Annotated in this window: 18 protein-coding genes and 1 tRNA gene; 1 reads left to right on the top strand and 18 read right to left on the bottom strand. The window is 67.9% G+C overall.

The window, feature by feature from the left end; genetic code table 11:
• Positions 1 to 220: 220 nt before the first annotated feature.
• The 11 genes from ACFDSW_RS07795 to ACFDSW_RS07745 form a co-directional block, all read right to left on the bottom strand.
• Positions 221 to 1,711, bottom strand: coding sequence for a tannase/feruloyl esterase family alpha/beta hydrolase (locus tag ACFDSW_RS07795; protein ID WP_375249719.1), 1,491 nt, complete (start codon positions 1,709 to 1,711; stop codon positions 221 to 223).
• Positions 1,708 to 2,052, bottom strand: a complete 345-nt coding sequence (locus ACFDSW_RS07790; RefSeq protein ID WP_375249718.1) for a hypothetical protein — start codon at positions 2,050 to 2,052, stop codon at positions 1,708 to 1,710. Before ACFDSW_RS07790 ends, ACFDSW_RS07795 begins: the two co-directional genes overlap by 4 nt.
• The gene (locus tag ACFDSW_RS07785; RefSeq protein ID WP_375249717.1) at positions 2,053 to 3,396 is read right to left on the bottom strand and encodes an acyclic terpene utilization AtuA family protein; all 1,344 of its coding nucleotides are present in this window, start codon (positions 3,394 to 3,396) and stop codon (positions 2,053 to 2,055) included. It lies immediately after the preceding gene.
• Complete coding sequence (locus ACFDSW_RS07780) at positions 3,393 to 4,721, bottom strand: CitMHS family transporter (protein WP_375249716.1); 1,329 nt, start codon at positions 4,719 to 4,721, stop codon at positions 3,393 to 3,395. Before ACFDSW_RS07780 ends, ACFDSW_RS07785 begins: the two co-directional genes overlap by 4 nt.
• A gap of 111 nt (positions 4,722 to 4,832) precedes the next feature.
• The gene (locus tag ACFDSW_RS07775) at positions 4,833 to 5,723 is read right to left on the bottom strand and encodes a LysR substrate-binding domain-containing protein (RefSeq protein ID WP_375249715.1); all 891 of its coding nucleotides are present in this window, start codon (positions 5,721 to 5,723) and stop codon (positions 4,833 to 4,835) included.
• A 201-nt stretch (positions 5,724 to 5,924) separates the two neighbouring features.
• Positions 5,925 to 6,000 (bottom strand) — tRNA-Val (locus tag ACFDSW_RS07770).
• Between the two features lie 64 nt (positions 6,001 to 6,064).
• A complete protein-coding gene (locus ACFDSW_RS07765) occupies positions 6,065 to 7,006 on the bottom strand; it encodes a hypothetical protein (RefSeq protein ID WP_375249714.1) in 942 nt (313 codons plus the stop codon).
• Between the two features lie 5 nt (positions 7,007 to 7,011).
• A complete protein-coding gene (locus tag ACFDSW_RS07760) occupies positions 7,012 to 8,508 on the bottom strand; it encodes an NAD(P)(+) transhydrogenase (Re/Si-specific) subunit beta (protein ID WP_375249713.1) in 1,497 nt (498 codons plus the stop codon).
• 148 nt (positions 8,509 to 8,656) lie between these two features.
• Positions 8,657 to 8,950 (bottom strand): NAD(P) transhydrogenase subunit alpha, encoded by a 294-nt coding sequence (locus ACFDSW_RS07755; protein ID WP_375249712.1) that lies wholly within the window; start codon positions 8,948 to 8,950, stop codon positions 8,657 to 8,659.
• A gap of 219 nt (positions 8,951 to 9,169) precedes the next feature.
• Positions 9,170 to 10,306, bottom strand: coding sequence for an NAD(P) transhydrogenase subunit alpha (locus ACFDSW_RS07750; protein WP_375249711.1), 1,137 nt, complete (start codon positions 10,304 to 10,306; stop codon positions 9,170 to 9,172).
• A 4-nt stretch (positions 10,307 to 10,310) separates the two neighbouring features.
• Positions 10,311 to 10,433 carry an aa3-type cytochrome c oxidase subunit IV gene (locus tag ACFDSW_RS07745; protein ID WP_375249710.1) on the bottom strand — a complete coding sequence of 41 codons (123 nt, stop codon included), beginning with the start codon at positions 10,431 to 10,433 and terminating at the stop codon, positions 10,311 to 10,313.
• 171 nt (positions 10,434 to 10,604) lie between these two features.
• On the opposite strand from ACFDSW_RS07745, the gene ACFDSW_RS07740 reads away from it, so the two are divergent.
• Positions 10,605 to 12,041 carry a sigma-54-dependent transcriptional regulator gene (locus ACFDSW_RS07740; protein WP_375249709.1) on the top strand — a complete coding sequence of 479 codons (1,437 nt, stop codon included), beginning with the start codon at positions 10,605 to 10,607 and terminating at the stop codon, positions 12,039 to 12,041.
• 34 nt (positions 12,042 to 12,075) lie between these two features.
• Here ACFDSW_RS07740 and ACFDSW_RS07735 read toward each other — a convergent pair whose 3' ends face one another.
• From ACFDSW_RS07735 to ACFDSW_RS07705, 7 genes are all read right to left on the bottom strand, one after another.
• A complete protein-coding gene (locus ACFDSW_RS07735; RefSeq protein ID WP_375249708.1) occupies positions 12,076 to 12,960 on the bottom strand; it encodes a bestrophin family protein in 885 nt (294 codons plus the stop codon).
• Between the two features lie 110 nt (positions 12,961 to 13,070).
• The gene (folP, locus tag ACFDSW_RS07730) at positions 13,071 to 14,138 is read right to left on the bottom strand and encodes a dihydropteroate synthase (protein ID WP_375249707.1); all 1,068 of its coding nucleotides are present in this window, start codon (positions 14,136 to 14,138) and stop codon (positions 13,071 to 13,073) included.
• Between the two features lie 143 nt (positions 14,139 to 14,281).
• Entirely contained in the window at positions 14,282 to 15,439 is a 1,158-nt protein-coding gene (locus ACFDSW_RS07725) for a site-specific DNA-methyltransferase (RefSeq protein ID WP_375249706.1), read from the bottom strand.
• Between the two features lie 322 nt (positions 15,440 to 15,761).
• Positions 15,762 to 16,388, bottom strand: a complete 627-nt coding sequence (locus tag ACFDSW_RS07720) for a ribonuclease HII (protein WP_375249705.1) — start codon at positions 16,386 to 16,388, stop codon at positions 15,762 to 15,764.
• Complete coding sequence (gene thiD, locus ACFDSW_RS07715) at positions 16,376 to 17,185, bottom strand: bifunctional hydroxymethylpyrimidine kinase/phosphomethylpyrimidine kinase (RefSeq protein ID WP_375249704.1); 810 nt, start codon at positions 17,183 to 17,185, stop codon at positions 16,376 to 16,378. Before thiD ends, ACFDSW_RS07720 begins: the two co-directional genes overlap by 13 nt.
• Positions 17,182 to 17,406 carry a DUF1272 domain-containing protein gene (locus ACFDSW_RS07710; RefSeq protein WP_375249703.1) on the bottom strand — a complete coding sequence of 75 codons (225 nt, stop codon included), beginning with the start codon at positions 17,404 to 17,406 and terminating at the stop codon, positions 17,182 to 17,184. Before ACFDSW_RS07710 ends, thiD begins: the two co-directional genes overlap by 4 nt.
• Before the next feature lie 31 nt (positions 17,407 to 17,437).
• On the bottom strand, positions 17,438 to 18,507 hold a 1,070-nt coding region (locus ACFDSW_RS07705), incomplete at its 5' end, for a biotin/lipoyl-containing protein (protein ID WP_375249702.1).

Below are 18,507 nucleotides of genomic sequence, written 5' to 3'. Positions count from 1 at the left end.
AATCGTCAACGCCGCAACCGACGCGCCGCATGCCCAAACCAGTGCCTTCATCGATCCTCTCCCCTTGCTCGCCGGCAATGCCGGCGCCTCTAGCCCCGGGGAACTCGGCCCCCTTGCACCTTCGATGCGCTGACCACGCCCATAAGTGAAATACAACTTTGTGATCGAACATTGCAGTTTGTGGATAGATCGATCGCGCCGATCCGATCGGCCGGTCGCGTCAGCGCAGGGCGGGTCGTTCGCAGCGGTAGCTTTCGGCGCGCGCGCTATCCCCGCCGACATACTGGGCACGCGCCGGAAACGGGCAGAGCGGGCGCGTGCGGCTTACCGCGTCGGCGGCCACGAGCCGGTCGGGGGCGTGGCCTCGCTCTACCCATGTTTCGATCGCCGCCTGCGCGTCAAAATCGGTAAAGCCCGGTCCGCCGCCGCAATGGCCCATGCCCGGCACCAGGAATAATCGATACCATCGCCCGCCGCCGCGCGGATCCGTGCGCGACATCATGGCGCGGCGATAGGCAAGCGTATCGAGCGGCGACACCACCGGATCGGCAAGGCCATGATATTGCAACAGCTTGCCGCCGCGCTGGCGGAAGGCGCGCAGGTCGGGGTTCACAGCATCGATGACCGGGGACAATCGCCGTTGCGCAACGGCGAGATCGCGCCCGAAGGAGAAACGCCACCAGTTCCAGCCGTCGCCAAACCCCGCCCAGGTGCGCCAGAAATTGGCACGCGCCGGTTGTTGCGGTCGCGCGGGGTCCGCCCAGTAGAGCGACCAGCCCGGCTCGCTTCCGGGCAGCCAGGGTATCGTCACCCGCGCACCGCCGCGCGGATCGGGCGCACCGCGATACATGGCACGCGCCGCCGCCACCTGCTCCGGCGCAAGGCAATCGTTCGTCTGCCCCGGCCGGCACGCCAGCGCGGCGGGCTCCACATGACACGACAGCGGATCGTTCAGCCACTGATCACTGGCCAGCCCGCCCACCGCGCCGCCGTTGGCGCTGCCGCACATGGTCTGCGCATGCTGGTTCAGCAACCGCAGATCGGCCGGCGACAGCAAAGCGGCGGTATCGTCGCCGCGCCGGTGGTTCGACAGATATTGCCACAGGAATGCGGCATTGAGCCGAACGCGATTACTGCCGGGCGCGCCGGCGACGATACCGTCGAAGTCATGCGGGAAGCGCTGCGCCTCCATCATCGCCTGATGACCGCCGGTCGAGCATCCGGCGAAATAGGCGTGATCCGCCGGCCGCTGATAGAAGCGAGCGACCAGCGCCTTGGCGGCGATCGCGGTGACATGCACCGCGCGCCACGCCCAGTCGGCGATCGCCTGCGGGTGTCCGCGAGCGAAATCGGGATCGTCTCCGCTATGCCCGGTGTCGGTCGCGGCCACCGCGCTGCCGCGAGCCAGCGAGCGGCGCATCCCGGGTCGCGGCAGATCGGATGAATAGCCGCCATTGCCAAGCATCTGGAACCGCCCCGTCCAACGCGACGGCGGGGGCAACAGCAGTTCGAAGCCGATCCGCGACCCGGCGACCGGACGCAATACACCGCGCACCCGGCAATGCGCCGGTTCGTCCGCGTCACCGGGCCGCCACTCGGCAACCGTCCCAGGCGCCGCGAGCGAGCGGCAGGTGACCTCGGGCGCCGGAATACTGGCGGCGTCCGAAGCCCAGGCGAGCGCGGCACCGCTCAGGAAGATCGCGGCGATCAATCCGCGTCCCCGGCGGCAGCCCCCTCCGCGCCCCTATCGTCGCCGATCACGAGATCGAGCAATTGCGCGCCGAGCGACTTGCCATGGGCATCCAGCGCCAGCGAACGGGTGACGCCGCCACTCAGCGCGCCTTCCAGTACGAAGTTGAGCGCCCCCAGCTCCGGCAGCGTATAACGGGTGACCCGACGGGCACGCAGGCCCGGCAGGTGCGAAAGGACGCGGTCCGCCGTCACCGCCCGCTCGATCAGCGGATAGTGCGCCGGATCATAGACGATCACCGAGATCTGAGAGATGTCGCCCTTGTCCCCGGTGCGCAGGTGCGCAACATCGCCGAGCAGCATTCAGGCCTCCACCATCTCGACCTTTGGCGTCACCGCGTCGGCAGGCAGCAGCGTCGACGCGATCGCCAGGACCGGGCGAACCGCGCGTGTCGCGCCACCGCCTCCGAATGGCCCATTGGTATACAACGCCTCCACCTCCGCTCCGATGGCGGCGGCGCTCGCGCGGTTCGCGCTGCGCCCGGCCACTCGCACGCGCACCTCGCGCGGGGCGGCGGCGCCATCGCCGCCCGAACGGTCGACCGCATCGACCCCGATCAGGTCGCATCGCAACTCGCTCACCTCGGCGCCCACGATCCGCAGCCGTTCACGGACGATCTCGATCGCCATTCTGCCACGGTCGATCGCGGCAGGCCCCGCATAGGAAATCTGGCCCTCCCCGATGAATCCATCGTCATAGCCGATCGATACCTTCAGCTGTCCGGTTCGCGCCGTGCCGCCACCACCGGATACCGCGATACTGTCGGGCGCCACCTGGACGAAGCGCGCGGTGCGGAAATCCGCCACCACATCGGCCTGATGATAGGCGCCGGGATCGAGGATCTCGTACAGCAACTGCTCCTTGCAGCTCGCGACCGAAAGCTGCCCCCCGGAGCCGGCCACCTTGCCGAGCGTCGCGGTGCCGTCGGGCGCGATATCCGCAAACGGAAAGCCGAGCCGCGCGAGACCGGGCACCTGTTTGCGCCCGCTGTCCGCGAAATAGCCGCCGGTCAGCTGCCCGGCGCATTCGAGCAGATGGCCGATCATCGTCCCGCGCCCGATCAGGACGGGATCGTCGAGCGACCAGCCGAAGGCGTGGAGCATCGGCCCGACGAACAGCGCCGGATCGCCCACCCGCCCGGTGACGACCACCTGGGCGCCACGGTCCAGCGCAGCACCGATCGGCTCCGCGCCTAGATAGGCGTTGGCGGACAATTTGCGCTGCAGGTCGGCGGTCGTGCCGAAACGGTCGATCAGCGGCCACGGCGTCGCCTCGATCGTGGCGAGGACGTCGTCGCCCGTCACCGCCGCGATGCGCATGGGAGTGAGCCCCATGTCGCGGGCGAGGGCGGCGATCGCCCGCGCCGCCCCGACCGGATTGGCCGCGCCAGCGTTGGTCACGATCCTGATCCCGCGCGCATGCGCCGCCGGCAGCACGCGGCGCATGCGTTCGAGCAGCAGCGGATCGAACCCGCCGCTCGGATCGCCGCGACGCGCCTGTTGCGCCGCGGCGATCGTCCGTTCGGCGAGGCACTCGAACACCAGATAATCGAGTTCGCCGTGCTCCACGAGCTCCACTGCGGGCTCGATGCGGTCGCCCGCGAAGCCCGCCCCGGCGCCGACCCTGATCGTGCCCGCCGCCTTCACAGCGAGAACAACCCGAGCAGCACCGCCGCCACGACCATCACGAGGCTGGCGGCAAACAGCCAGGGAATCGCGAAGCGCTGATGCGCGCCGAGTTCGATCCCGCTGAGGCCCGCCACCAGAAAGGTGGCGGGGGTGAGCGGGCTTATCGGAAATCCTGTCGTCATCTGCCCCAATAGCGCCGCCTGCGCGACCGACACGGACGTGTTCCCGAACCGCTCGGCCACGCCGGCCAGGACGGGTAACACCCCGAAGTAAAAGGAATCGGGATCGAACAGCAGGCTGAGCGGCATCGCCAACACCCCCACGATCAGCGGCAGCCGGGCTCCGATGCCGTCCGGCACGTGCGCTGCGGCGGCGTGCGCCATCGCCGCGATCATGCCGGAGCCGTTCATGATGCCGGTGAAGGCGCCCGCGGCGAACAGCACCCCAGCCATCAGCAGCGCGGCGGAGGCATGGGCGTCGATCCGGCGGCGCTGCTCGTGCGCGTCCGGATAGTTGATCAACAGCGCCAGCGCGGTGCCGACCATGAAAACGACCACTGGTTCGACCAGCCCCGACACCATGATGACGATGACCGACAGCGTCAGCACGACGTTGACGGGCATCAGTCGCGGACGCAGCAACCGCGCGGTGGCGTCGGCGTCGGCGGTGGTGTTCGATCGCCCGGCCGGCGCGTCACCGTCGATGCCGGCTGCCAGCGGCAGCGACCGCCCCGCCGCAATGCGCCGCGCCTCGCGGTCGCCGAGCCACCATGACGCCGCGAACACGAAGCCAAGACCAACGAGTTGCACGCCAATCATCGGCGTAAAGAGCGTCGACACCGGCACCTTCAGCGCCGCCGAGGCGCGCAACGTCGGCCCGGTCCATGGCAGGAAGTTGACCCCGGCCGCCAGCGACGCCGTGCAGGCAAGCACGCGGCGGTCCATTCCCAGACGATCATACAAGGGGCGCAGCGCCGGAACGGTGACCAGGAAGCACACGGCGCCCGAACCATCGAGGTGGATGAGCAGCGCCAGGGCAGCGGTTCCCACGGCGATGTACCGCGGATTCTCTCCCACCAGCCGCAGCACCAGCCCGACGAGCGGCGCCAGCAGGCCGGCGTCGTTCATGATGCCGAAAAAGAGGATCGCGAAAACGAACATCCCGGCGACGGGCGCGATTTTCGCGATGCCCGCCACGACATAGCCCGGTACCGCCGCACCCAGCCCGATGACGATCGCCGCCGCGACCGGCACGAGGATGAGGGCGGCGAGCGGCGATATCCGATTGGTCAGGATGAGCGCGAGCAGCGATGCGATCGCCACGACGCCAACAACGGCCAGCATGCTCCTCCCCTTTGCTAAAGCCCATCATGTTGCGACGCCCTCGATCCAGCAATATGAATTATTGGATCGATCAATCAGGATATTGGAAGCGTGCGCCGGGGCTCGTCCGGCTCAGCGGGTGGTCGCGAGGAAGTGATGGAGGAACGCCTGCGCCGCGGGCGGCAGCGTCCGCCCGGCGAGCCGCGCGACGCCGATGCTGCGCTCCACGACCGGGTCGACCAGCGGACGCCATGCGATCGCGCGCCCGTGCAGCATGCCGAGCGTCGAATGCGGCAGGGCAGTGATGCCCAGCCCGGCCTCTATCAATGCGCCGACGCTCGCCAATTGCGCGCAGCCGTAGAGCGGGATCACGGACACGTCGGCACGGATCATCGCGGCGTCGGTCAGCTCGCGGACGCTGCTGCTCGGTGCCATGGCGATGAACGGATGCTCCGCGAGGATCGACCAGCGGGCGGGGCCGCCGGTATCCAGCAAACCGCCGCTTTGGCAGGCCAGCACCATCGCGTCGTTCATCAGCGGATCGAACAGAAAGGCGTCGCTGTCGGGCGGGGTCGTGATCGCCAGATCGATCTGGCGACCGTCCATCTGCTCGTACAACGCGCCCGACAGGTGATCGCGCATCACGATTTCGACGTTGGGATGGCTGCGCCTGAAGCTGGCGATGGCGTGCGGGAGCGGGCCGGCCGCGACCGAGGGAAGAGCGCCCACCACCACGCGCCCGCGTTCCCCGGCGAAGGTCTGCGCCAGCCCGGTGAAGGCATGGTCGAAATCCGACGTCAGCCGTTCCACGACCGGCAGCAGGGCCTCGCCCGCGCTGGTGAGCGCGACATTGCGCGAATTCCGATCGAACAGACGGCTGCCGAGTTGCTCCTCCAGCAGGCGAATGGTACGACTGAGCGCCGGCTGCGACACATTCGCGAGCCGCGCGGTTTCGCTGAAGCTGCGATGGTGCGCCACCATCTGAAACAGGCGCAGACTGATAAGGCTCGGTTGGCGCCGCATGATGCTCCTGAAGTGCCCTTCGCGCTCCCCCATGCTGGCCCCGTCATGGCCCGGAGAGCGACGGCGAGCGTGGCGCACGAGAGGATTTGAAGCAACGCCTTCGATACGCTTCCGCCTGCGGGCGAGCGTCGCTTCGCCCGGCCAGTCGCCAGCCGCCAACATTCGCTCGAAAAACCCCTATGGACGTGGCGAACCAAAGGATGGTGGGCGCTGACGGGTTCGAACCGCCGACCTACTCGGTGTAAACGAGCCGCTCTACCAGCTGAGCTAAGCGCCCCTGTCGCGGGGAAAGCGCCTCATACCGCGCTTTACGCCGATCGCAACCCGGCTGATGCCCAACGTCATACGAGCGGCAGGTTCGCGCTGGTCAGTGCATGAACGTAGCGCTGCATCGCCGCGGCCGATTCGTCGCTTAGCGCGATGTGGCTGCGGCGCCGGTCCTCGTCGTCGGGCGAGCGCACCAGCATGCCGCGCGCGGTCAGCTTGGCGATCCAGCGCAACGCGGTGGTCGGCGCCACCGCGGCGGCGATACACAGGCTCGACACCGATACGCGCCGCCGCTCCAGCCGCGCCGCGAACAGATCGAGCAGCATGTCCCATGCCGGATCCTCGAACAGTCCCTCGCCCAAAAAGCGGTCGCGCATGCGCCGCGCGCGGATCACGTCGCGCACGGCGCGCGGCGGCAGGTCGAGCGCGATCGGCGGCAGCGCGAAGCTCAGGCGGCGATCCTTGGCCCGGTCGCTATGATCGTCACGGCCGCTCAGCCGCGCCAACATATCGGCGATTCGCGCCACCTCCTCGTGTAGTTGCGCCAGCCGCTGGCGTTCTTCATCGGCACTCCGAAAGAGACCGGTATCGCGCACCGCGGCGATGACGATCGCACTGATCCACTCGGCCTGATCCGATTCGCACAGCAATTGCACGCTCCCTAGTCCATCGCGAAGCGCAGCGGCGACCGGGTCGATCTGTGGGAGATCAAGCCCGATGACGAGGCGCGCACCTCGCGAGACGACGATCGCGTCCGCGGCGGCGACAACCTCATGCAACAGATCCTCATCCGCGCCGGTGACGTCGAGAACGATGACCGGCGCGTTCAGCCCGGCGGGATCCGCATCGAAGATCCCGGCCATGTGGCTAACCGCCGCGTTCAGCGCGACATGCGCGATGATCGTCCCGCCCACCAACGCGATCGCCTCGACCGCATCGATCGCACCGTCGCCACGCAGGCTGGCGAGGAAGAACGTCGCATCGCGCGCGCCCCCCGCCGCGAAGGAATCGGACATTCCGGTCAGTCGATCGATTTGACGATTTCTTCGACCATCTTCTTCGCGTCGGCGAGCAGCATCATCGTGTTGTCCATATAGAAGACATCGTTGTCGACACCGGCATAGCCGACGCCGCCCATGCTGCGCTTCACGAACAACACCGTTTTGGCCTTTTCCACGTCCAAAACGGGCATGCCGTAGATCGGCGAGCTCTTGTCGGTCTTCGCCGCAGGATTGGTAACGTCGTTTGCGCCGATGACGAACGCGACGTCGGTCTGCGCGAACTCGCTGTTGATGTCCTCCAGCTCGAACACCTCGTCATAGGGCACGTTCGCTTCGGCCAGCAGCACGTTCATATGCCCCGGCATGCGCCCCGCGACCGGGTGGATGGCGTATTTCACCCGGACGCCATGTTCCTTCAGCTTGTCCGCCATCTCGCGCAGCACGTGCTGCGCCTGCGCCACCGCCATGCCATAGCCGGGGACGATGATCACCTGCTCCGCCTGGGTCATCAGGAAGGCGGCATCCTCCGCGCTGCCGCGCTTCCACGGGCGATCCACCTTGGCCGCGCCGCCCGCGCCGGCTTCGGGCGCGCTGCCGAAGCCGCCCGCGATCACGCTGATGAAGCTGCGGTTCATCGCGCGGCACATGATGTAGCTCAGGATCGCGCCCGACGATCCCACCAGCGCGCCGGTAATGATCATCGCGCTGTTATGCAGCGTGAACCCCATCGCCGCCGCCGCCCAGCCCGAATAGCTGTTGAGCATCGACACGACGACCGGCATGTCCGCGCCGCCGATCGGGATGATCAGCAGGAACCCGATGGCGAACGACAGCAATGTGATCGTCCAGAACACCCACGGGCTCTGATCGAGCGTGAAATAAGCCACCAGCAGCAGGATGGCCGCCAGGACGGAAAGGTTGATGACATGCCGCCCCGGCAGCATGATCGGCGCACCGCCCATGTTGCCGTTCAGCTTCAGGAACGCGATGACGCTTCCCGAGAAGGTGATCGCGCCGATCGCGACGCCCAGCCCCATCTCGACCCGGCTGACCGGCAGGATATAGGCCACCGGCGTGCCGAACGCATCGACCAGGATCCGCGCGATGCCGAACGCCACCGGGTTCAGGAACGCCGCCGCCGCGACCAGCACCGCGGCGAGGCCCACCAGGCTGTGGAACGCGGCGACCAGCTGCGGCATCGCGGTCATCGCGATCCGCCGCGCGGTGGTCAACCCAATCGCGGCGCCAAGCGCGATCGCGGCGACGATCTCCAGCACCGCGACATAATCGATGCGCGCAAACAACGCGGTATAGCCATAGCCCTCGACCACCGTGGCGACGACCGGCACATGCGTCAGCAGCGTCGTGACGACCGCGAGCCCCATGCCGATCATGCCGAAACGGTTGCCGCGCTGGCTGGTCGCCGGGCTGGACAGCCCGCGCAATGCCAGGATGAAGCACACCCCGGCGATCAGATACGCCAGCGCGACCCACGGATTGACGGCGACGTGCTCCACGATGTTCTTCCCCCCGTCGCCCCTGCGCAGGCAGGGGCCGATGACTATTCCGTATCGCGCGCCGCGTGACACACCCGCCGCGCTGTCCGTGTCGATATATGCCCCATGCCGCTGCCGGCATGGGCCCCTGCCTTCGCAGGAGCGACGGTCAACGCGCCGCCGGCCGCTCCTTTTTCTTATACATCGCCAGCATCCGATGCGTCACCGCGAAGCCGCCAAAGATGTTGACGCTTGCCAGCACCACCGCCAGCAGCCCCAGCCATTTGCCCCCCAGGCTGCCCGCCGCCGCGCTGGCGATCAGCGCGCCGACGATGATCACCGAGGAAATCGCATTGGTGACCGCCATCAACGGCGTATGCAGCGCGGGCGTGACCGACCAGACGACGTAATAGCCGACGCAACAAGCCAGCACGAACACCGACAGGATCGAGATAAAGTCCATGTTATTCCTCCCCACGCCGGGGATGGTGGAGGGGCGTTGCCGCGAGCGTGACGATCGAAGCAGCAACTGCTTCGACGTCGCGCCGCACGTTCACCGCCGCCACCCTGACCACCCTGTTCCCGTTTTTTTGCATAAAGCGATCGCGCGCTCGGCCACGAACCGACTGTGATGGCGCGCCATGATGCTGGCGGTCGATCTCGCTCACCGTCCGCGCGGCCCTCACGACAATAACCGCGGGTTCACCACCGCGCCGTCCTTCGTCAGCCGCACCGCGTCGCCGATTTCCTCGTCGAGTATTGGCCGTCCCTGTTCCTTGTCCCAGAAGGTCGACAGGAAATTATACAGGTTGCGCGCGAACAAGGCCGAAGCGTCCGCCGCCAGCCGGCCGGCGACGTTGCGGTGGCCGACGATCTTCACGCCATGCCGCACGACGACCTCGCCCGCGACCGCCCCCTCGACATTGCCGCCCTGCTCCACCGCCAGATCGACGATGACCGAGCCGTCGCGCATCGTCGCGATCTGCGCGTCGCTGATCAGTCGGGGCGCGGGGCGGCCCGGAATCAGCGCGGTGGTGATGACGATATCCTGCTTGGCGATGTGCGACGATACCAGGTCGGCCTGCGCCGCCTGATATTCCGCGCTCATTTCCCCGGCATAGCCGCCACTGCCCTCGCCCTCGATCCCGGCGACATTCTCCACGAAGATCGGCTTCGCGCCGAGCGACTGGATCTGCTCCTTCGTCGCGGAGCGCACGTCGGTGGCGGAAACCTGTGCTCCCAGCCGACGGGCGGTGGCGATCGCCTGCAGGCCCGCGACGCCGACGCCCATCACGAACACCTTGGCAGCACTGACGGTGCCCGCCGCGGTCATCATCATTGGGAAAGCGCGGCCATATTCGGCGGCGGCGTCGAGCACCGCCTTGTACCCGGCAAGATTGGATTGCGACGACAGGATATCCATCGACTGCGCGCGCGTGATGCGCGGCATGAATTCCATCGCCAGCGCCTCGTAGCCGGCGGCGGCATAGGCATCGACGCGCGCGCGCCCTCCATTCTCACCGGCGCCGAAGGGGTTGAGCCCCGCGACGATCCACGCCCCGGGCGCGGTGCCGCCCAGCGTCGCCGGGTCGGGGCCCTGCACCCCAAGGACGATCTGCGCGCCCGCCAGCGTCGCCGCGCGATCCGCGACCTGCGCGCCCGCGGCGGCATAATCGGCGTCGGCAATCGATGCCCCCGTGCCGGCGCCCGCCTCGACAGCGACCGTCGCCCCCAGCGCGATGAATTTCTTGACCGTTTCCGGCGTCGCGGCCACCCGGCTCTCGCCGGAAGCCCCCTCCCTCAGGACCGCGATCCGCATCTGCTTATGAAATCAGCCAGACGACAAGGAAAGCGAGCAGGAAGCACGCCACCGCACCATATTTCAGAAAGCCGATAACGCTGAAATAGGTGGATTCGTGCGCCTTGATGTCGGCGGGGTTGGCCATGATGTTCCTCTCTGGTTCGGCGTTGCTAAAGCCTAGATAAAGGCGCGCGGCGAGGCAATATCGCCTGTATAGCGCTTAAGCCGCTCTTTACCGGTATCCTTTATCGCCGTCCGCCAGTGACATCCGCCGGCAGCCATCGGCAAAGGCGAGGTTAAGGGGTACAGGCGACACATGACGCGCAATGGGCAACGCCTGCTGATGCTGATCGACGACGACGCCGCACGCCGCCGCCAGGTCGCGACGATCGCCGCCCGTGCGGGCTGGCGCACCATCTTCGCCAACGACGGCGAGATGGCGTTGGCGATGTTCGGCACGCAGGACGGCATGCAGCTCGACGCGATCCTGCTCGATCATCGCGAAGATAGCCCCATCGACGATCACGGCGCCGCGCCGCTGATCGCGCAATTGCGCGCCTATCGGCCGCAGCTGCCGATCCTGATGCTGACCGGCTCCGCCTCGGTGGCGCAGGCGGTCGCGGCAATGCGCTCTGGCGCGACCGACTATCTGGTCACCCCGCTCGCGCCGCAGCGATTGCTGGCCGCGCTGGAGGCGGCGGTGGCAGGCAGCGTGGCGGGCGAATTGCGTCCGCTGACCGAGAAGATCCCGGCGATGCTGGGCTTCGACGAGATCGTCGGCTCCGCCCCCGAATTCCGGGCGGCACTGGCGATCGCGGCCAAGGCGGCGCGCGCGCGCGTCCCCGTGCTGATCGAGGGCGAGAGCGGCGTCGGCAAGGAGGTCGTCGCGGAGGCGATCCATGCCGCTTCCCCCCGCGCGCGCAATCCGCGCGTCACCGTCAATTGCGCCGCCGTGCCTGCGAACCAGATCGAGAGCGAGCTGTTCGGGCATGAACAGGGCGCCTTCGCTGGCGCATTCGAGCGCCGCTCCGGGCGCTTCGTCGAAGCGGACACCGGCACGTTGTTCCTCGACGAGGTCGATCAGCTGTCGCTCGACGCGCAGGCACAGCTGCTGCACGTGCTGCATAGCGGCGAGGTGCTGGCACTAGGCGGCCGGCACGCCCGCGCGGTCGACGTGCGGGTGATCGCCGCCACCAACAAACGCCTGCTTGAGGAAGTCGCGGCGGGCCGGTTCCGCGAGGATCTCTACTATCGCCTCAACGCGGTGACCGTGACGATCCCGCCGTTGCGGCAGCGGCGCGAGGATATTCCGGCGCTGGCGCGTCACCTGCTGGCGCGAATCGCGGGCCAGCCGGGGCTGCGCGAACTCGGCATCACCGACGACGCGCTGTCGCTGCTGGTCGACTATGAATGGCCCGGCAACGTGCGGCAGTTGCAGAATGCGCTCTTCCGCGCCGCGGTGCTGTGCGAGGGCGACGCGCTGACCCGGGCGGACTTTCCGCAGCTTGCCGCACTCGGCAGTCGCCCGGCCCGCGCCGCCGCGCTGGCGACGCCCCTGTCGACGTCGGGCGGGGTGACGCTGTTCCGCCCCGATGGCCATCTGCGAACGCTCGACGAGATCGAGGCGGACGTGATCCGGCTCGCGATCGGCCATTATCGCGGCCGGATGACCGAGGTCGCGCGACGACTGGGGATCGGTCGCTCGACGCTCTATCGCAAGCTGAGCGAATTGGGGATCGACAGCGCGGCGTGATCGGGCAGCGTCGCTGCGTCCGCCGCCCCGCGCCTCACCACAGGACGCCTTTCTCCGGCTGCAACGGTTCGGGCGCCGCATCGCCGATCGCCTGCAACAGATCGATCTCGATCGTCCGGCACATCGCATTCAGCGGCAAATCGTGCACCGTGTTCGCGAACGGATCGACCAGATCATCGCCGATCGCCAGCACCGCGAGGAACATCAACCCCGCGACCGTCGACCCCAACGGCGTGGCAAAGCCGAGCGTCTCGACCAGGCCGATCGGCAGCAGCACGCAGAACAGATGCGTGAAGATCGTCGGGAAGAAGCGATATTGATTCGGCAGCGGCGTGTTCTTCAGCCGCTCCATCCCGCCCTGCGCATTGGCGATATCGATCAACACGCCTTCCATCGTCGCTTGCTGGATGGTGTCGATCCAGCCCTTTTGCAGCGCCATATTGATGCGCCGGCCGGTGCCGTCGACGATCCCGTTGGCGACGTTGGTTCGCGCCAGCGCAAAATCGGCCTCACCCTTCGACAGGAAGGCCAGCACCGCCTCGTCGGGCTTCTGCCGCCGCAACTGGCACCGCAGCGCGTTCACATAGGCGATCTGGCGCAGCACGATGGTGCGCTTCAGGTCGGTCGCGTCCGGATCGGGCAGGAAATTGCGCGCGGCACGTGCCAGATTGCGGCTGGCGTTGATCATCAGGCCCCATAGCGAGCGGCCTTCCCACCAGCGCTGATAGGCCGAGTTGCTGCGGAAACCGAGGAACAGCGCCAGCGCCGAACCGAACAGCGTCAGCGGCAGGCTGGGCGCCTTGAATGGCAGCAAATAATAAGTGACGGTGACGATCACGTCCCACACGAACAGCACGGCAAGCGGCCGCCATACTTCGCGGAGGATCTGGCTGAAGCGGGGTGTAGCGGTGACAATCATGGGCTCGGCAACGCATGTTAGCCGCACCGCGTTGCAACATCGCATCGCCAGCGAAACGATTTGTTACCGGCTTCGGGCTGGCGCGCGTCGCCGGCGGCCTGGCGGCGGCGCTATCCTACCAACGCGCGGTCCCGCCAGCCGCGCCACACGCGCAGCGCCTGTACGGTGTCGGCCACATCATGGACACGCAACAGCTGCACCCCGGCCTCCGCGCCGCGCAGCGCCAATGCGATCGAGCCGCCAAGCCGCTCCCCGACGGGCGCTTCGTTGCTGAGCGCCCCGATCAATCGCTTGCGGCTCGCCCCCAGCATGATCGGGCAACCGAGGCCGTGAAACATCGCCAGTGCGTTGATCAGCGCGAGATTATCCGCCAGCGACTTGCCGAAGCCGATGCCGGGATCAACCATGATCCGCGCGCGATCGATCCCCGCCGCGACCACCGCCTCAATTCGCAGCTCCAGCCAGTCGAACACCTCGGTGACGACATCGCGATAGGTGGAGCGACCCGGATCGCCCTGGCCATGGCCGCCGTGTTTCGGATCCGGCGAATGCATCAGGATCACCGGCGCGCGGCTGCGCGCGACCACATCGAGCGCGCGCTCGTCCCAGAACAACGCCGAAACGTCGTTGACGATCGCGGCGCCCGCCGCCAGCGCTGCCTGCATCACCAGTGCCTTGCGGGTATCGACCGATACCAGCGCGCCGCCGCGCACCAACCGCTCGATCACCGGCACGACGCGCTTCGCCTCATCCTCTTCCCACACCAGCGCCGCGCCCGGGCGGGTCGATTCGCCACCGACATCGATTAGCGCCGCCCCCGCTCCCGCCAGCGCCATGCCCGCCGCCGCCGCGCCGGCCGGATCGTCGCTATATGCACCGCCATCGGAGAAGCTGTCGGGCGTGACGTTCAGGATCGCGGCGACCTGTGGCTGATCGAAGCGCAGCACCCGCTCGCCCAGCGTCCACGGCGGGCGCGGCGCGGTGATCCGCGCATGAAGCGTCGCCGCGCGCTCCCCCAGCGCGGCGATATCCGCGACCGGCACCTGCCGCCGACCGCCATCGTCGCGCACCTCATAAGCGGCGAACCACTGCATCCCCCCCGCCAGTCGCGCGACCGAGCCGTCAGGCAAACCGATCGGGGTATCGACGAACTGGATTGGGCGCAGGTGCAGGGTCATGCGGCGCTCCTAACCCGGTGGTGCCCGGTCGTCACCCTGACGAATGCCGCCGCGCGCTGGCGGCGAACCTTCCGTCGCCCCGGCGAAGGCTGGCGCCCTTAGCGCTCAGCGTCGCCGCACGCCCGCAAGGGGCGCGACCGGCATCACGGCTGCGTCGCGAGCAGATAGGTCTGCCGCAGCGTATCGATCGGCGCCAGCTTGCCGCTGTCGTCGAGGTGCCAGAAGGTCCAGCCATTGCACGCCGGCGCGCCCTGCAGGACCGCGCCGAGCTTGTGGATCGAGCCGGTCGCGCCGCACGCGCTCGCCAGCGAACCGTCCGCGCGGACGGTGGCGCGAAAGCGGCGCTTGGCATCGGTCAGCACCGCGCCGGGGGTGAGATAGCCGTTCTCCACCAAGGTGCCGAATGCCACCTTGGGCTGCGACTTCGGGCTCTGCATCGTCGCCAGCGCCGATTCGTCGAGCGGCAGCGCCGCCGCGAGCCGCTCCATCGCGGCATCGATATAGCCGAGTTCGCGCTCGATCCCGATCCAGGCGCGGCCCAGCCGCTTCGCGACCGCGCCTGTCGTCCCGGTGCCGAAGAACGGATCCAGCACCACATCGCCCGGCTTCGTACAGGCGAGCAGGATGCGATACAGCAACGCCTCGGGCTTCTGCGTCGGGTGAACCTTGACCCCGCCTTTCTTCAGCCGCTCCTGCCCGCCGCAGATCGGGAATTCCCAATCGGACCGCATCTGCAATTCGTCGTTCAGCGTCTTCATGCTGCGATAGTTGAACGTATATTTCGCCTTCTCGCCCTTCGACGCCCAGATCAGCGTCTCATGCGCGTTGGTGAAGCGCGTGCCGCGAAAATTGGGCATCGGATTGGCCTTGCGCCAGACGATGTCGTTCAGGATCCAATAGCCGAGATCCTGCACCGCCGCGCCGACGCGGAAGATATTGTGATAGCTGCCGATCACCCAGATCGTGCCATCGTCCTTCAAAATGCGATGCGCCTCCGCCAGCCAGGCGCGCGTGAAGGCGTCATACGCGGCGAACGTATCGAACTTGTCCCAATCGTCGGTGACCGCATCGACATGGCTGCCATCCGGGCGGAACAGTTCGCCGCCGAGCTGCAGATTATACGGTGGGTCGGCGAAGATCATATCGACCGATTTCGACGGCATCGCCTTCATCGCGGCGATGCAATCGCCCATCACGATCTGCCCGACCGGCAGCGTCGATGCCATGGCATCGAGTGGCAGCAGCGTCGCCGCTCCCTTTGCGTCGCGCGCTTTCCGCGCGACCTTCTCGATTACCCCCATCTCAGTCCCCCTTTGCAGCGCGCGAAAGTGCGGGAAACGCCGACTCCGTCAAGCACACAATGGTTAACGCGAACCATTGAGATTTCGTTATCCCTGCGGAACATTGCCGGCACGCAACCAGATATTGAGTCTGCCCATCGCACCGGACTCAACCGATAGCGTGTTGCGCAAAAGACTCGCGACGACTCGGTTCGTCGCATCGCTTCCCGGACGGACCAGGACCGGCGATCTGGCGGCGTCGGACGGCAGCCTGTGGAGATCGTGCGCCCCCTTCAAGGACCTCCGCGCCTCCCCATGAACCATCACCACCGTCGCGGCGGGGCTATCCCGCCACCCCCGTCGGCAGCGCGAACTCCAGTTGCGCCACCGGTGCGAAACTGCGGCGGTGGAGCGGGGTGGGGCCATGTTCGCGCAGCGCGCGCAGGTGCGCCGCGCTGCCATAGCCCTTGTTGCTTGCCCAGCCGTAATGCGGATGCGCCTCGGCCGCCTCGATCATGATCGCGTCGCGCACTTCCTTGGCGATGATCGAGGCCGCCGCGATCGACAGGCTCTTCGCATCGCCGCCGACGATCGCGGTGGCCGCATAGCCCCAGCGCGGCAGGCGATTGCCGTCCACCAGCACATGCCCGGGCGATGCGCCCATCAATACCGCCAACTCATCGACCGCCAGCGTCATCGCCTTCATCGTCGCCCAATAGATGTTGAGCGTATCGATCTCCTGCGGGGAAACGATGCCCACCCCGATCAGCGCGCAATCACGCAGCCGCATGGACAGCCGTGCGCGCTCGGCGGCGGACAATTGCTTCGAATCATTGATCCCGCGCGGCACGCCCTTCGCCGGCAGCACCACCGCGGCCGCGACCACCGGCCCCGCCAGCGGGCCGCGCCCCGCCTCGTCCACCCCCGCCACCGGCGGCAGGCAGCGACGTTCGTGTATCAGCCCCGGCATGCGAAGCCGGTCGCATCCTGTTGTCCCATCGGCCCATGGCCGTGCCCCAGGCCGGGCGCGTGTTCAAGACTGGCGCGCACGAACGCGATCGCCCGTTCGATCGCTGCGGGCAATGCCATGCCCATCGCCAGCCCGGTCGCGATCGCGCTGGCCAGCGTGCAGCCGGTGCCATGCGTGTGCCGCGTCTCGATCCGCCGATTCTCCCACCGCGCTACCTCGCCGGAGCGATCGAACAAGCGATCGACCACCGTCACGCCATCGGCATGGCCGCCCTTCACCAGCACCGCCGAGCCGACGCGCGCGGCATAGCCCGTGGCGGCCCCCGCCACCTCGTCCGCCGCCAGGGCGACACGACCGCACAGCGCGGCCAGCTCGGGCAGGTTGGGAGTCACCACCGCGGCACGGCGTGCCAGCCGCTCCATCGCGGCGATCGTCGCGGCATCCGCCAGCGTCGCGCCGCTGGTCGCGATCATCACCGGGTCCAGCACGATCGCATCAGGATAGGCCGCGCCGTCAAGTTCGTCCGCCACCGCCGACGCGATCGCCGCATCGCCCAGCATGCCGATCTTCACCGCATCCACCCCAATGTCCCGCGCGACACAGGCCATCTGCTGCGTCACCAGCGCGGGCGGGATCGCGTGAACGCCCTCCACCCCCAGGGTGTTCTGCGCGGTGATCGCGGTGATCGCGGTCATCGCATGGCCGCCCCACATCGTGACGGTCTTGATATCCGCCTGGATGCCCGCCCCACCGCCCGAATCGGAACCCGCGACGATCAGGATGCGCGCGGTCGTCACGGCGTGAAATGCCGCACGGTGGAGGCCGGATGCCGCTGCAGCGACTTGCCGACCCGCGCCGGGCGATCGAGCAACTCCCCACCGCAATTCGGGCAGCGCTCATCCATCGCCTCGGCGCAATCGGCGCAGAAGGTACATTCGAACGAGCAGATGAACGCGCCGCCCTGATCGGCGGGCAGATCGGCGCCACAGCGCTCGCAATCGGGTCGCATCTCCAGCATCGGGTCGCCTTATCGGGCGACGGGGCGCGCGTCACTCCAGTTCGAGGATCACCTGATCCACCGCCAGGCTGTCGCCCGCCTCGGCGTTGACCGTTTTCACGGTAGCGCTCTTCTCGGCGCGCAGGATGTTTTCCATCTTCATCGCCTCGACCACCGCCAGCGCCTGACCCGCCTCGACCTTGTCGCCCTGTTTCACGTCGAGCCGCACCAGCAGCCCGGGCATCGGCGCGATCAGGAATTTGGACAGGTCGGGCGGCACCTTCTCGATCAGGTGCCGCGCATAGGCGGCGATCCGCGCCGGCAGCACGCGCACCTTGTGGCTCGCGCCGCGCGCATTGAGCGTCAGGCCCGCGCGGGTCGGCGTGACCTTCACGGTCAACGGCGTATCGCCCGCCACCGTCGCGGTACGCGCCGCCGCGTCATAGCGCACCGCACCGGCCACCGCCGCGCCGTCGACCGTCACCCCGCTGCCGGAGGCGGAGACGCGATGATCGCGCTTGCCGATCCGCACCACCCAGTCGGTCGGCACGGGCAGCGGGTGCCCCAATTGCCCGTCGATCCCGCGCGCCTTTGCCGCGCGCTCCGCCGTGACCACGCCGGCGACCGCCGCCAGCGCGCGCGTCAGCGCCTCGTCGGCGGGCGCGCCGTGGAAGCCATCGGGATATTCCTCGGCGATGAAGCCGGTGGTGAGGTTGCCCGAGCGGAAACGCGGATGCTGCATCAGCGCCGACAGGAAATCGAGGTTGGTCCCCGGCCCCTCGATCTGGAAATCGTCCAGCGCCGCGATCTGCGCGTCGATCGCCGCCTCGCGCGTCCTGGCATGGGTGACCAGCTTGGCGATCATCGGGTCGTAGAACATGCTGACCTCGCCGCCCTCGCGCACGCCATCGTCGACGCGCACGCCATCCCCGGCGACGGGGGGGCGATAGCGCACCAGGCGGCCGATCGACGGCAGGAAGCCGCGATACGGATCCTCGGCATAGACGCGGTTCTCGATCGACCAGCCGTTGATCTTCACGTCCTTCTGCGTGAATGATAATTTCTCGCCCGCGGCGACGCGGATCATCTGTTCGACCAGGTCGAGCCCGGTGATCTCCTCGG

Source organism: Sphingomonas sp. (assembly GCF_042091075.1).
Lineage (GTDB): Bacteria > Pseudomonadota > Alphaproteobacteria > Sphingomonadales > Sphingomonadaceae > Sphingomonas.
This window is presented reverse-complemented; position numbering and strand designations above follow the sequence as displayed.

What these genes read in the sequence shown, in the direction of transcription:
- ACFDSW_RS07725 (WP_375249706.1), bottom strand. Translation starts at nt 15,439, where the DNA reads ATGGGGGTAATCGAGAAGGTCGCGCGGAAAGCGCGCGACGCAAAGGGA.
- ACFDSW_RS07790 (WP_375249718.1), bottom strand. Translation starts at nt 2,052, where the DNA reads ATGCTGCTCGGCGATGTTGCGCACCTGCGCACCGGGGACAAGGGCGAC.
- ACFDSW_RS07755 (WP_375249712.1), bottom strand. Translation starts at nt 8,950, where the DNA reads ATGGACTTTATCTCGATCCTGTCGGTGTTCGTGCTGGCTTGTTGCGTC.
- folP (WP_375249707.1), bottom strand. Translation starts at nt 14,138, where the DNA reads ATGACCCTGCACCTGCGCCCAATCCAGTTCGTCGATACCCCGATCGGT.
- ACFDSW_RS07750 (WP_375249711.1), bottom strand. Translation starts at nt 10,306, where the DNA reads ATGCGGATCGCGGTCCTGAGGGAGGGGGCTTCCGGCGAGAGCCGGGTG.
- ACFDSW_RS07720 (WP_375249705.1), bottom strand. Translation starts at nt 16,388, where the DNA reads ATGCCGGGGCTGATACACGAACGTCGCTGCCTGCCGCCGGTGGCGGGG.
- ACFDSW_RS07710 (WP_375249703.1), bottom strand. Translation starts at nt 17,406, where the DNA reads ATGCTGGAGATGCGACCCGATTGCGAGCGCTGTGGCGCCGATCTGCCC.
- ACFDSW_RS07780 (WP_375249716.1), bottom strand. Translation starts at nt 4,721, where the DNA reads ATGCTGGCCGTTGTTGGCGTCGTGGCGATCGCATCGCTGCTCGCGCTC.
- ACFDSW_RS07735 (WP_375249708.1), bottom strand. Translation starts at nt 12,960, where the DNA reads ATGATTGTCACCGCTACACCCCGCTTCAGCCAGATCCTCCGCGAAGTA.
- ACFDSW_RS07775 (WP_375249715.1), bottom strand. Translation starts at nt 5,723, where the DNA reads ATGCGGCGCCAACCGAGCCTTATCAGTCTGCGCCTGTTTCAGATGGTG.
- ACFDSW_RS07745 (WP_375249710.1), bottom strand. Translation starts at nt 10,433, where the DNA reads ATGGCCAACCCCGCCGACATCAAGGCGCACGAATCCACCTATTTCAGC.
- ACFDSW_RS07740 (WP_375249709.1), top strand. Translation starts at nt 10,605, where the DNA reads ATGACGCGCAATGGGCAACGCCTGCTGATGCTGATCGACGACGACGCC.
- ACFDSW_RS07765 (WP_375249714.1), bottom strand. Translation starts at nt 7,006, where the DNA reads ATGTCCGATTCCTTCGCGGCGGGGGGCGCGCGCGATGCGACGTTCTTC.